Annotated in this window: 11 protein-coding genes and 1 pseudogene; 7 read left to right on the top strand and 5 right to left on the bottom strand. The window is 54.2% G+C overall.

What is annotated here, in order from left to right; translation table 11 throughout:
- The coding region (locus ABJQ89_RS04240) for a Hint domain-containing protein (protein ID WP_348495020.1) at nt 1-1,822 on the top strand (1,822 nt) is incomplete at its 5' end.
- A 5-nt stretch (nt 1,823-1,827) separates the two neighbouring features.
- On the opposite strand, the gene ABJQ89_RS04235 is transcribed toward ABJQ89_RS04240, so the two are convergent.
- Entirely contained in the window at nt 1,828-2,604 is a 777-nt protein-coding gene (locus tag ABJQ89_RS04235) for a gamma-glutamyl-gamma-aminobutyrate hydrolase family protein (RefSeq protein WP_348495019.1), read from the bottom strand.
- 90 nt (nt 2,605-2,694) lie between these two features.
- Here ABJQ89_RS04235 and ABJQ89_RS04230 point away from each other — a divergent pair, with 90 nt between their 5' ends.
- Nucleotides 2,695-3,903: a cytochrome P450 gene (locus ABJQ89_RS04230; RefSeq protein WP_348495018.1), complete on the top strand. Its 1,209-nt coding sequence runs from the start codon at nt 2,695-2,697 to the stop codon at nt 3,901-3,903.
- Between the two features lie 6 nt (nt 3,904-3,909).
- Here ABJQ89_RS04230 and ABJQ89_RS04225 read toward each other — a convergent pair whose 3' ends face one another.
- The 4 genes from ABJQ89_RS04225 to ABJQ89_RS04210 all read right to left on the bottom strand — a co-directional run bounded on the left by ABJQ89_RS04225 (nt 3,910) and on the right by ABJQ89_RS04210 (nt 8,528).
- Entirely contained in the window at nt 3,910-4,683 is a 774-nt protein-coding gene (locus ABJQ89_RS04225) for a class I SAM-dependent methyltransferase (protein ID WP_348495017.1), read from the bottom strand.
- A gap of 236 nt (nt 4,684-4,919) precedes the next feature.
- Nucleotides 4,920-5,342 carry a heme-binding protein gene (locus ABJQ89_RS04220; protein WP_348495016.1) on the bottom strand — a complete coding sequence of 141 codons (423 nt, stop codon included), beginning with the start codon at nt 5,340-5,342 and terminating at the stop codon, nt 4,920-4,922.
- A 43-nt stretch (nt 5,343-5,385) separates the two neighbouring features.
- Complete coding sequence (locus ABJQ89_RS04215) at nt 5,386-7,524, bottom strand: malate synthase G (RefSeq protein ID WP_348495015.1); 2,139 nt, start codon at nt 7,522-7,524, stop codon at nt 5,386-5,388.
- Between the two features lie 452 nt (nt 7,525-7,976).
- Nucleotides 7,977-8,528 (bottom strand): TetR/AcrR family transcriptional regulator, encoded by a 552-nt coding sequence (locus ABJQ89_RS04210; protein ID WP_348495014.1) that lies wholly within the window; start codon nt 8,526-8,528, stop codon nt 7,977-7,979.
- Nucleotides 8,529-8,653: 125 nt separating this feature from the next.
- Here ABJQ89_RS04210 and ABJQ89_RS04205 point away from each other — a divergent pair, with 125 nt between their 5' ends.
- From ABJQ89_RS04205 to ABJQ89_RS04185, 5 genes and pseudogenes are all read left to right on the top strand, one after another.
- Nucleotides 8,654-9,550 carry a sterol desaturase family protein gene (locus ABJQ89_RS04205; protein WP_348495013.1) on the top strand — a complete coding sequence of 299 codons (897 nt, stop codon included), beginning with the start codon at nt 8,654-8,656 and terminating at the stop codon, nt 9,548-9,550.
- Between the two features lie 256 nt (nt 9,551-9,806).
- Nucleotides 9,807-12,359, top strand: coding sequence for an aminopeptidase N (gene pepN, locus ABJQ89_RS04200; protein WP_348495012.1), 2,553 nt, complete (start codon nt 9,807-9,809; stop codon nt 12,357-12,359).
- Nucleotides 12,356-12,763 (top strand): nuclear transport factor 2 family protein, encoded by a 408-nt coding sequence (locus tag ABJQ89_RS04195; protein ID WP_348495011.1) that lies wholly within the window; start codon nt 12,356-12,358, stop codon nt 12,761-12,763. Before pepN ends, ABJQ89_RS04195 begins: the two co-directional genes overlap by 4 nt.
- Nucleotides 12,753-13,490: an SDR family oxidoreductase gene (locus ABJQ89_RS04190; RefSeq protein ID WP_348495010.1), complete on the top strand. Its 738-nt coding sequence runs from the start codon at nt 12,753-12,755 to the stop codon at nt 13,488-13,490. The genes ABJQ89_RS04195 and ABJQ89_RS04190 overlap by 11 nt, the downstream gene beginning before the upstream one ends.
- Nucleotides 13,480-13,716, top strand: a pseudogene (locus ABJQ89_RS04185) (hypothetical protein); the annotation flags it as partial. The gene ABJQ89_RS04190 and the pseudogene ABJQ89_RS04185, both read left to right, overlap by 11 nt.

The raw sequence follows: 13,716 nt of genomic DNA, 5'->3' as shown, positions 1-13,716 counted from the left end.
TGGGGATACCGACGATATCTCCCCCGGCGGTGTAGACGGCAGCGATACGATCTCTGGCGGCGCGGGCGACGATGTCATCTACGGCGAAGGCGGCGGCGACAGGCTCTTCGGTGGTGCCGGGTCTGACAATATTACTGGCGGCGCGGGCGATGATACGATCTCCGGCGGCGCCGATGATGACACGCTGACAGGCGGGATTGGTGATGACAGCATCGATGGCGATGCGGGCGATGACTTTATCGGCGGCGAACCAACAGACGATACAACGATACTGGATTGGGGCGATGTTGATGCGAATGGCACTTTCACGCTCACAGGCTCGGTCGCGGGCGAAGAGCTAGGCGTCACCGTCACGACAATCGCGAACGCAACTGGCCAGACTGCAAACGCACAATCTTCAGGCTCCCCTTCTGCGGAAGGTCTTTGGGTCTCAGGCCTCACCTCTGCGGTCACCTCGACCCTCGTGTTTGATGAACCCGTCAACAGCGCAAACTTCGAAATCTACGACATCGACCAAAACACCGGTAGCTGGGACGACATGTTGACGATCATCGCAACCGATGCCGAAGGCAACGAAGCTACGGTGACCTTCTCCGATCTTGATGGGCTGCACTCGGTTGATAACGACACGTTGAATGCGGATGGCAATGCCAGCACAGGCGTTGAAACCACGGGTGCGGATGACTCTGTCACCGTATCCATCGCTGGACCGTTTGTTCAAATCGTCTTTACGTTCGACAACGGCGAAAGCGCCAGCAACAGTGGCTTGTTCGGCGTTGGCAATATGACGCTCGATTTCACCGCGAACGCTGATGATGATCCGGGCAACGACACAATGAATGGCGGCACGGGTGAAGATACGATCTATGCCGGTAGCGGTGATGACTCCCTGTCTGGCGGCATCGGTGATGATGAATTGCATGGCCAAGAAGGCGATGATGTCTTCAATGTTGCTGAAGGCGACAGCGCTTATGGCGGCGACGGCGATGACTATTTCAGCCTTGTTGAACTGAACGAAACGCCCGGTGTTGCGGGCAACGGCATCTATATCGAAGGTGGCGAAGGCGATGAAACCGTTGGTGATACGCTCAACCTCGGAAAGCTCGGCTATCGCGGCGAAATCAATTACACCAACACGGATGATGCAAACGGCGGCCTCAGCGGCACACTGGTTTTGCATGATGGAACGCTCTTAACCTTTGAAAATATTGAAAAGATCATCTGCTTCACACCCGGAACGATGATCGCCACACCAAAAGGACCGCGCGCTGTCGAAACCCTTAAACCGGGCGATTTAGTCACCACACGCGACAATGGCGCGCAAGCAATCCGCTGGATGGGTCAACGCACCCTGCCCTGCATGCCCGGCACTGCGCCGGTCCGCTTTGAGATGGGATCACTGGAAGGTCTTACGGCTCCGCTTCTGGTCTCTCCACAACACAAAATGCTGATTGATCACTGCGCGGCTGAGCTTTTGTTTGGCGAACAGGAAGTGTTTTGCAAAGCCAAGCACATGGTCGGCGCCAACATCGGTCACCAAGCGCAGAAAATGGTCACCTATATCCACATGATGCTTGATGCGCATGAGGTCGTCTTTGCCAATGGCGTTGCGAGCGAGAGTTTTCACGCGGGTCCAGAAGGCATCCCAGCCTTGTCCGATGCATCAAAAGCAGATCTGTTCGCAAACTTCCCTGAGCTAGAGAACGATCCCTACGCGCATGGACCAGCGGCATATCCATGCCTCAAAGCGCATGAAACCGCGCTGTTGATGCAAGACATTGCAGCCGCGGCCCCACTTCAAGACATCGCATTGGCTGCCTAAGGTTTCTAGGCCGTCGCCAACCGTTTCGCTTTTCGCGATGCAGAAAACTCGGCAACAGCCGCGCCAAAGGCTTCGAACAGCGGTCTGGACACTTTGTCTTCAGCCGCGTTCCATTCAGGGTGCCATTGCACAGACGCAGTAAAGCCCGGCGCGTCTTTGATATAGATCGCCTCTGGCGTGCCATCTTCCGCCACACCATCGATCACAACGCGGTCACCGGCAGTTTTGATGCCCTGCCCATGTAGCGTGTTTGTCAGAACGGTCTGCGCGCCAAAAATTTTGTGAAACGGACCGCCTTCCGTCACGCTCACCGTGTGGCGCAGCTCGAATTTTTCCTCAAGCGTGCCATCGGGCGGCATGCGGTGGTTCATACGGCCCGGCAAATCGCGAATTTCGGGGTAAAGCGTGCCGCCCATGGCGACATTCACTTCCTGAAAGCCACGGCACACACCGATGAAGGGCTGCCCGCGTTCAACGCAGGCCCGAACAAGCGGCAATGTAATCGCATCACGAGCGCGATCAAATTCACCATGTGCAGAGGTTTCGGACTCGCCGTATTCTTCTGGATGCACATTCGGGCGCGCACCCGTCAGCAAGAAACCGTCGCATTGCTCCATCAATTCCTCAACGCTAACAAAGCGCGGGTCTGCAGCGATCAGTAAAGGCATACACTTGGACACTTCCGAAATCGCGGCTGTGTTCATCCTACCGCCAGCATGAACCTCGTATTGATCATTCAACAGGTGTTGATTGAGAATAATACCGACTGTTGGGCGCGCCATAGGGCCTCCTTGGAACCTTTCACTACACCTGACATATAATCAGCGCTGAACGAGGCTTGCAATGCACCAAAGCGTTCCCAAGTAAGGGATATGAAGACGCTTCGTATAAATGACCCCGAATTGCTAAAAAATCCAGCGCCGCTTTTGGCCGAGTATCGGGATCAGGGACCATTGGTGCCCGCCAAAATCCCTTTTATCGGCAAATGCTATTTGACCACTAGCGACGCAGGCGCGCGCGAAATTCTCAAGGACGAGGACCATTTTGTTCGCAATCCTGCCAATGCGGGCGGTCGCGATATTTCGCGGTATTATTGGTTTTTACCCCCCTTTATGCGCCCTGTAGCGCGCAACATTCTTGGGCTAGATGGACCAGAGCATAAACGCTTGCGAAGCGCCGTAGACACCAGTTTTTCGCGCCTATCCATTGACGCGATCAAACCGGAAATGACCGCAATCGCGAATGCACTTCTGGACACCCTCAAAACAGATCAAACGATTGATTTATCGTCCAAATACGCGAACGAGTTCCCGCTGGATATCATCAGCGCACTGTTGGGGATCAAGGAAGAGATGCGCCGCGAATTGGCCCACGCAATCGCGCCGATTTCTGGCCCAACCACGAAGATGATGTTTCTCCGCCTGATGCCCGGACTCTACAAATCTATCAAACTGCTGCGCGCGGAGATTGCGCATATCCGCATCGAGCCAAGGGCTGGTTTGCTCAGCGAACTCATTCACGACGACAGCAACGATCTCACAGATGATGAGATTTTATCTTTGGCCTTCACGCTGTTTATCGCCGGTCACGAAACTACGCGCCATTTGATCACAGACGCGATTTATGCGCTTTGTGAGACCCCTCAAGATCGCCAGATTTTCACCGAAGGGAGCATTGCAGAACGCAGCGCCGCCATCGAGGAATACATGCGTTTCTTTAGTCCCGTCATGGTTACTAAACCCTTGTTTGTATGCGAGGATTATTCATTTCATGGGTATCCGCTCAAGCAAGGGGACAAGGTGATGGCGCTCCTGATCAGTGCCAATCACGACCCTGCCCGCTTTGACGCCTCAGAGAAAATAGACATCGCGCGCCGCCCAAACGCGCATCTTGGTTTTGGCTTTGGCCCGCATGTTTGCCTTGGCATGCAGTTGGCCCGCGCGGAAACACAGATTGCTTTGACGCAGTTGTTTGACCGCTTTCCAAACCTTGAACGCGTGCCGAAAAATGCTGCGCCAGATTTCACAACGCGCCTTGGCATGCGCGGGATGAAGACGCTGAACGTGAGATTGGTGCCTTAGCAGCGCCTAAAAACTCTTGAGCGATTTCACCAGCATGATGCGATCCGCGGAATTATTCGCCGCTTTCACAATCGCGCGAACAAAGCCCATGCCAGACATCTGCCGCAAATGGTTTCCCAACTCCCGCCCACGAACATCCAAAATGACACGTCCGTTTTTCGCGACATTGTTTTTGAAGAAATCCTCATAGGTCGTCCAAGGGTAATGATACCCGCAGGAAATAAAGCTGAACGCGTAATCCAGATCAGTGATGCCGCTCAAGTCATCCTTTTCAGGGTTGAACGTCTGGATCGCGCTCTTCTTAACGCCATTATCGGTGAGCAATTTCGTGGCATTGGCGAGGCTTGAATAAGCGGCGCCTTCTTCTTGGAACCCGAAATGACGGTTCTCGTTGCTTTCCAGATCGATCAACCGCAACTTTGTGCCGTATTTCTTAGCCAGAAACAGATCAAACAGCGCGTAGCCACAGCCGATATCAGCGATGGTTTTCGGCTTTTTGTCCTCAAAAATATGCTCAAGCTGCTGGAATTCCAGAAAGATAAACGACGCAGCACGGCGTATCAAAACATCACGGCCCAGCGTGTTGATCAGATCAAAGATCGGGGTTTGATTTCCGTTCACCCAAGCCTTGATATAGTGATTGGGACGGGGTTGATCGCGAATGATTTCAGATCGTTGCAAGATGAGATTTAGGACATCGCCATCATCCAAAGCCTCTGTCTTCAGCTCTTTGATTTCGGGCGCATCCATGGCGCCCATGGCCTCTTCAAAACTGATCATTCCTGCAGACCCCTGTAATCTTTATGTTTTTATCAATGATATAAGTGTTGGCTCGTTTAACGTTCAAAAACAAGCGTTCATATCATGGCTTTTGATAAAAATCAGATAACGTGGATGTCGCGCACAGATCTCGCTTCGACCTGTATCGAAGGGAAAGGCGCAGCAAGCGCCGGAACCTTGATTAAAACGATGCACCGCGCCTTTTTTAGCGCGGTGCATCTTGCTTTGCTTACGACTTAGGCGACGCCGTTTAAACCCGCCGACGCAAGGCCAGCCATGCCAGCCTCGGAATCATTGTCAGATGTGTCACCCGTTACGCCAAGCGCGCCGATGACAACGCCCTCTTCTTTGATCAGAATGCCGCCCGGCACAGGCACAACCTGTCCGCCGAACACGCCATTCACAGCGCCCATGAAATAGGCTTGTTGCTCTGCCCGCGCCATTTGCGCAGATCCCGGCATGCCAAGCATCACCGCGCCAAAGGCTTTGCCTTGTGCAATTGCGAAACGGCCTGGTGCAGCGCCGTCCTGACGTTCAAACGCGATAACGTGACCGCCCGCGTCCAGAACAACGGCTGAGAGTGGGTTCAGGCCCATATCAGCGCCTTTTGCAAAGGTTGCTGCAATCGCAGTGCGCGCTTGATCCAAAGTAACTTTCATTGTCTTTTTCCTTATGTCTCAGAATTTTAGAAGATGCGCTTGATCAGGCGGTTTGCGCTTTTAGCTCAAGGCGACGCGCATGAAGGACGGGCTCTGTGTAACCGGACGGTTGCACAGTCCCTTTAAAGACCAAGTCACAGGCCGCTTGATAAGCCACCGTGTCAAAGCTCGGCGCCATTTTGCGATAAAGATTGTCACCTTCATTCTGGCGATCCACAACAGCCGCCATTTTTTCCATCGCCGCGCGCACTTGCGCCTCAGAGACCACGCCATGATGCAGCCAGTTGGCCAAAGCTTGACTAGAGATACGGCAGGTCGCACGATCCTCCATCAGGCCTACATCATTGATATCAGGCACTTTTGAGCAACCAACGCCTTGATCGATCCAACGCACAACATATCCCAGAATACCCTGCGCATTGTTTTCAATCTCAAGCTGGATATCCGCATCGCTCGGACGTGCATCGCCCATGAGCGGCACAGTCAGCAAGTCTTCCAACGTGCCGCGCGCACCGCCTGCTTTGATCTCGGCTTGACGCTCCATCACGTTGACCTTGTGATAATGCGTGGCGTGCAATGTCGCCGCTGTCGGGGATGGCACCCACGCACAGTTCGCGCCAGACATAGGATGGCCGATCTTTTGCTTTAGCATTTCTTCCATTAGGTCAGGCATGGCCCACATGCCTTTGCCGATCTGCGCGCGCCCTTGAAGGCCGCAGGCAAGCCCAATGTCCACGTTGCGATCTTCATACGACGCGATCCAAGGCTCGTTCTTGATATCCCCTTTGCGCATGAAGGCGCCCGCCTCCATCGAGGTGTGCATTTCATCGCCCGTACGATCAAGGAAGCCAGTGTTGATAAAGGCCACACGCGATTTCGCGGCGCGAATGCATTCTTTGAGGTTCGCGCTGGTACGGCGCTCTTCATCCATGATGCCGAGCTTAACAGTGTTCTGCGGCAGGCCAAGCGCGGCTTCAACACGGGTGAATATTTCATCGGCAAAGGCCACTTCTTCAGGGCCATGCATCTTCGGCTTCACAACATAAACAGAGCCATGCAAGGAATTGCCACCATCACGCGCCAAGTCGTGCATCGCGATCATCGCTGTGACCATCGCATCCATCAGACCTTCGCCAATTTCCAGACCATCACGGTCCAAAATGGCGGGGTTGCTCATCAGATGACCCACATTGCGCACCAGCATCAGCGAGCGGCCCTTGTGCACCTGCGCGCTACCATCAGCCCCAGTGTACGTCACATCGTCATTTAACACGCGGGTGAAAGCCGTGCCGCCTTTGACGACTTCTTCCGCCAAATCGCCCTTCATCAGGCCAAGCCAGTTTTTATAGGCGCCAACCTTGTCGCTGGCATCGACGCAAGCAACAGAATCTTCGCAGTCCATGATGGTAGAGAGCGCAGATTCCAGAATGATATCCGCGATGCCTGCCCCATCCTGCGCGCCCACTTGGTGGCTTGGATCAATCACAATACGGATCAACAGGCCATTTCGGCGCAAGAACACATCTTGCAAGGTTCCGGACGTATCGCTGTTAAAGCCCGCAAACTGCGCAGGGTCGCCCAGTGCTGGCGTAAGTTCACCGCCCGCGACCGACAGGCCCGACACATCTGCCCAAGAGCCTGATGCCAATGGCGCTGCATCGTCCAGAAATGCTTTGGCCCATGCAATAACACGCGCGCCGCGCTCTGTGTCGTAGCCCTTGCCGCTTGGCAAATCGCCCATCGCATCGGTGCCGTAGAGCGCATCATAAAGGCTGCCCCAACGTGCGTTCGCCGCATTCAATGCAAAACGCGCATTCGTGATCGGCACAACCAATTGTGGACCAGCAATGCTCGCAATCTCAGGATCAACGCCTTGTGTCTCGATTTCAAATGCGTCGCCTTCTGGCAGAAGATATCCAATGTCGCGCAGAAACGCCTCATAGCTTTCAGCATCAATGCCTTCGCCCTTGCGTGCGCGATGCCATTCGTCGATTTTCCCTTGGATCTCTTCCCGCTTCGCAAGCAGCGCGCGGTTCTTTGGCCCAAGATCGTGCACCACTGCCGACAGGCCTGCCCAAAACGCATCCGGCTCAACGCCGGTGCCGTTGAGAGCGTCGCCCTCGATGAATTCAACCAAGACAGGATCAATCTGTAGCCCGTGTTTTTCGATGCGATTGGTCATTAAGAGCTCCTCGTTGCATTGCAATTTCCAGTGATTTACGACAAAAGTTTCCTATAGGCAACAAAACTATCATCTTTGGTAAAATTATTTTACCAATTTTCAGAAATTCTTGAGGTAGCTTCGCATTTTCCGAGATAATCGAAGCTGTATTTGGATTGTCAGTCGTGAGTTGAACCGAAGTGAGTATCAATACAGCACGACTGGCCTCACTAATCCCGCCCCAGCCCAGCGCATCCTGGAGTGCGCATGTGTCGATTAAACGTCGCGCGCTTTTGAGCCTGTACCTAGGATTTCCTGAGTCTAATCAATGGAAGGCATCATCAATACTGCCTAAAAGGTCGAGCCTCGGTGTAAAGACCGGACTTGCGTTGACCCCCATACCAAAGTCGGCTGTGCGTGACTTAGCGACCATTCGTGGCTTTGAAATGGATGTCTGTTTTCAGGCAGCTAAACTAATTGTTGCTGCTAAAGACAAGGTCGGCAGCTTGATCCAATTCAGCAAGCATCTCTTCGTCAGGCTCCGCGCAGCGCCCTTCTCGCCAATCATCTAACAGCGCAAACAAGCCGCCGATTAGAAATCGGACCTTTCGCTCAGACATCGTGCTCGAGAACTGCGAAGCCCGAATTTCCGCCTCGATGGTTCGCCCGACCATGGTTTCAAAGTGATGGGCCAACGCACGTCCTGCCATCGATGCATTCGTCGTTTCAAAAAGAAAAAGGTGATCGCGCATGTGCCGCAGCAACGCCGGCAGGATGCTGATTTTCCCGTTTGACCTAAGACTGCGCCTTTCGTGGCTGTCTGACTTAAGTCTGCTTGCCATCGCCTTCATCGCTAGATCGAGCAGGTCTTGCTTGCTATCGAAATGGGCATAAAATGCAGAGCGCGAAACGTCAGCGGTATCACATAACAGTTGTACGCTGACGTCTTCCCAAGGATATTTGGTCAGGCAATCGCCAAGCGCTTGGATCAAGGCGTTTTGTGTTTTTGCAATCCGGCGGTCCATTATTTTCCAAACACTTTCATCGACTTTGTCAGGTTTCGTACAGCTGTCCTCTGCCTGTGCTGGCCAAGCGCACCCCGCCTTTTTAGGACAGATGTACGTTAACAGACAAATGTTCGGAAAATCAAATGATCCAATCCACACAAATTCATCAAACCGATATGCCCCGCATTATTCTGCGCTGGACCATCTACCCGCTGAGCTGGTCCATTATCGCGTTTTTCTTTTGGCGGATGACCGAAGGTGTGATTGAACCACAAGCCGCTTGGGGGGCGACAACAGCTATTCTATTTGTGACATACCTCTTTTTGGAAACTGTGTTTCCATATCAGGACAGATGGAAAATGACCTGGCGCAGCTTTTGGTCTGACTTCAAACATATGGTCGTAAACGGGGCGTCTATTGCGATCGTGAACGCCGGATTGGCTTACGCTTCAATCGCGTTGAGCGCTGATTTGAACGGACCGGCTGCAAGACTGCCAATATGGTTGCAGATCATCCTAGCCCTCGTGATCTTTGAAGCCTGTCACTATACCGTCCATCGATCCATGCACGAAGGGCGCACGCGGCTGAACAAATGGCTGTGGACAGTTCATGCGCCGCACCACCTACCAGACAAGTTATACGTATTGATGCATGTGGTAGGTCATCCAATCAATCAGATCCTTCTGCAAATTGTCGTGCTTGTCCTACCGATTTGGCTGATGGGATACTCACAACATGCGATTGCAGGATATGTCATGATCACCGGAATGCACGGCTTGATAAGCCACTTCAACGTTGACGTTCGCATGGGATGGATGAATTACATCTTCGTCGGCACAGAATTGCATCGCTACCATCACAGCTCTGATCTGCGGGACGCAAAGAACTTTGGCGCGACACTTTCTATCTTTGACCAGATGTTTGGCACGTTCGTTTACAAGCCCGGGGTTGCCCCCGCCGACCTAGGCGCTGCTAATACGTCTTTGTATCCTTACTATGGAGATATCGTCAAAGTACTGAAGATGCCCTTTCGCAAGTAGGTGCGGCGATCATTCTCGAAACGTACCCAAGTTATTGCAGTGAGCCGCTGAAGTGATCCTCTGTGCTCACCGCAGCATCGGTTAATTTGGGGTCATTCGAGACTTTAGCCGCGATCCTCGCGTAAGTCTTCTTTTCCAGCTGTTCAAAACTAAGGACAATGTGGTGACGTAAAACGCAAACGTGCCTCACGTTTCACATTGCCCTTGCCGCCCACTGCGATAGGCTCTTGCGCAAGCACAACAGGAGCCTCCCCCAATGAGCGACGCCACACCGCAGACCATCTATCTCAAAGACTACACCCCTTTCGGCTATGACGTTGAAAGCGTTCATCTGACGTTCAAGCTTGCGCCGACATCGACGCGCGTCATCTCGCGCATTCGTTTCGTGCCTAAGGCGGGCGCTGTTGATACGACGTTCTTCCTGCACGGTGAGCAGCTTGATCTGAAATGGGCCAAGATCGACGGCGCGGAGATCAAGCCAAACGTAACGCCAGAAGGTCTGACCGCAGACGTGCCCAGCGCGCCGTTTACGTTTGAGGCAGAGGTCGAGATCAGCCCAGAGACCAATACGGCCCTTGAAGGTCTCTACATGTCGAACGGCATGTATTGCACTCAGTGTGAGGCGGAAGGCTTTCGCAAGATCACCTACTATCCTGACCGCCCCGATGTGATGAGCGTCTTTACCGTGCGCGTCGAAGGTCCCCACCCTGTGCTGCTCTCTAACGGCAACCCGCAAGCCGCGGGCGAACATTTCGCAGAATGGCATGATCCTTGGCCCAAGCCTGCCTATCTCTTTGCTTTGGTCGCTGGTGAATTGATCGCCCATCCTGATCGTTTCACCACCATGTCTGGCAAGGACGTTGAGCTGAACATCTATGTGCGCCCCGGGGATGAGGGCAAATGCGCCTTTGGTATGGAGGCGCTCAAGAAATCCATGACATGGGACGAAGAGGTCTATGGCCGTGAATACGACCTTGATATCTTCAACATCGTTGCGGTGGATGATTTCAACATGGGCGCTATGGAGAATAAGGGCCTCAACGTCTTCAACTCCTCCTGTGTGCTGGCCTCCCCTGAGACGTCAACCGATGCCAACTTTGAACGCATCGAGGCGATCATTGCTCATGAGTACTTCCACAATTGGACAGGCAACCGCATCACCTGCCGCGATTGGTTCCAGCTGTGCCTAAAGGAGGGCCTCACCGTTTACCGCGATGCGCAGTTCACCTCTGATATGCGCTCTGCCTCCGTCAAACGTATCTCTGACGTCATTGATTTGCGTGGCCGTCAGTTTGCCGAAGACAACGGCCCCCTTGCCCACCCTGTGCGTCCTGACAGCTTTGTGGAGATCAACAACTTCTATACCGCCACCGTCTACGAAAAGGGTGCAGAGGTCATTGGCATGCTGAAGACCCTTGTCGGGGATGAAGACTATGCCAAGGCGCTCGATCTCTATTTTGAGCGCCACGACGGCGATGCGGCGACGATTGAAGACTGGCTTGCGGTCTTTGAAGAAGTCACAGGCCGTAACCTCAAACGGTTCAAGCGCTGGTACACCTCTGCGGGCACCCCGCGTCTCCACGTGAAGGAGACATTCAACAACGGCACGTACAAGCTCACCTTCCGCCAAGAGACACCGCCGACCCCCGGCCAACCCCAGAAAAAACCACGCGTGATCCCGATTGCTTTGGGCCTACTGGATGAAACGGGCAAGGAAATCGTCGCGACAGAGGTCTTTGAAATGACCAAGCGCCAGCAGAGCATCAAGTGGGACGGCCTTGAGAGTAAGCCAACCCCATCGATCCTGCGCGGCTTCTCTGCCCCTGTGATCCTAGAGCGCGAAACGGATGATGCAGAGCGCGCCTTCCTGCTGGCCCATGACACGGATCCGTTCAATCGCTGGGAAGCAGGGCGCGAATTGGCGAAGTCTACCCTGCTCGCAATGATCGAAGAGGGAGCCGCGCCAAACGCGGGCTATATGGACGGGATGCTCACTGTCCTACGGGATGAGAGCCTTGATCCTGACACCCGTTCCCTGATGCTTGGCCTACCGAGCCAATCAGAGCTGACCCAAACCCTCGCCGACAAGGGCGCCCCCGCTGATCCGCAAGTCATCTATGACGCGGTGCAAACGCTCAAAATGGCGCTGGCGCAGAACATGCAGGACACCCTGCCCCGCATCTATGCCGATTGTCAGGTGAGCGAACCCTACTCCCCAGAAGCTGGCCCCGTGGGCAAACGCGCGCTCGCCAATACAGTGCTTGCGCTTGGCTCTCGCCTGGATAGCGGCAAGGCGGCGCAGAAGCAGTATGATGACGCCGATAACATGACCCAGCAGCTCTCTGCCCTCGCGTGCCTGCTCCAGCAGAAGGTGGGCGATGACGCTTTGGCCGCTTTCTATGAGCAATGGAAAGGCGATCGCCTCGTCATGGACAAGTGGTTCGGTCTACAGGTCAGCAGCGCCTCCCCCGAGGATGCCGCCGATGTTGCGGCCAAGCTGACGCAGCATCCTGACTTTGATCACAAGAACCCTAACCGCTTCCGCGCGACCCTTGGCGCGCTGGCGATGCATCACGCGGGCTTCCATCATATCTCGGGCAAGGGCTACACCCTACTGGCCGATTGGCTTATCACCCTTGATCCGTTGAATCCACAAACCACAGCGCGCATGTGTTCCGCCTTCCAAACATGGAAACGTTATGACCCTGCACGCCAAGAGATGATGAAGACCGAAGTCAAGCGCATCCTCAGCCAACCAAACCTCAGCCGCGATACAACTGAAATGCTCACAAGGATAATCAACGCATGAGCACAGAGCAAAGGACGCAAGAAGTTGTTCAAGCGTTCTGGGAAGGTATGAACAGCAATGACTTTGTTGCAACGGCCCGCCTGCTCAGCAACGATTTCGAATGCCGCATGCCCCAGTCAGGTGAAGTGATCAAAGGGCCGCAGAACTTTGCGGCCTTCAACGCCGCCTACCCTGCAAAAGGACCTTGGCGATTTACCGTTAATCGGTGCGTGTCAGAGGGGAATACAGCGGTGACGGACGTATCGGTAACGGATGGCGATCTCAAAGCAACCGTCATCACATTTCATACGGTGGCAAAGGGCCTGATCACGCGTCAGGTCGAATACTGGCCTGATCCCTTTCCTGCGCAAGCTTGGCGCGCCCATCTGGTTTCTGAATTGAAAGGCATAGCACATGACACGTAAAACTCTTCTTATCACAGGAGCCAGTGCTGGTATCGGCGCGGCCTGTGCGCGCCTCGCAGCGCCCACATATGATCTGGCCCTGAACTACCGTACTGACGATGACGGAGCTGCTAAAGTAAAAGCCGATTGCGAGGCTTTGGGTGCAAAGGTGATCCTATGCAAGGGCGATGTGGGCGATCCAAAGGCGATTACGGACATCTACGCCGCCATTGATGCCGCCTACCCCCGCCTTGATGCGTTGATTAACAATGCTGGCATCGTCGGACAGACCGCACGGGTGACTGATCTCGATTATGACCGTATGCGCCACATGTTTGATGTGAACGTCATAGGTGCGATCCTCATCGCGAAGGAAGCCGTGCTTCGCATGGAAAAGCAAGGCGCAGGCAGTATCGTTAATATCTCCAGCGCCGCCGCGCGTCTCGGTTCTGCCAATACCTATGTGGATTATGCGGCAACCAAAGCGGCAATCGATATCTTTACCAAGGGCCTTTCGGATGAGGTCGCCGCCTCAGGCATCCGCGTCAATGCCGTGCGCCCCGGCCTTATCGATACAAACATCCACGCCAAAGGCGGCGAGCCTGATCGCGCAGCGCAGCTATCGGTCAATGTCCCGATGAAACGCACAGGCAGCGCTGAAGAAGTTGCAAAAGGTATTCTATGGCTTCTCTCTGATGATGCCTCCTACGTCACGGGCACAACTCTGGACGTCACAGGTGGGCGATAAGGCTTATACCTTTGAACGCCGTGCCCGCAGCCTCAAGGTTCTGATCCTTTTGGGGCTGTGGTGGGGCGCGATTGTTTTGCTCTATCTATTGGTAAACGCCAACCCGTGGATCTTGATGGTGCTTGGGCTTATCTCCCTACCCGCGATCTACGAATACGGTGCCAATAGCCGCGCGACGTTAACCATCGACGCCCGTGAGATCACATGGCGCTCTGGGCGACGCGGC

The sequence above is a fragment of the Planktotalea sp. genome, assembly GCF_039984035.1.
Taxonomy (GTDB): domain Bacteria; phylum Pseudomonadota; class Alphaproteobacteria; order Rhodobacterales; family Rhodobacteraceae; genus Planktotalea.
Note: the sequence above shows the minus strand (reverse complement) of the source record. Positions and strands in the feature narration are given on the sequence as shown.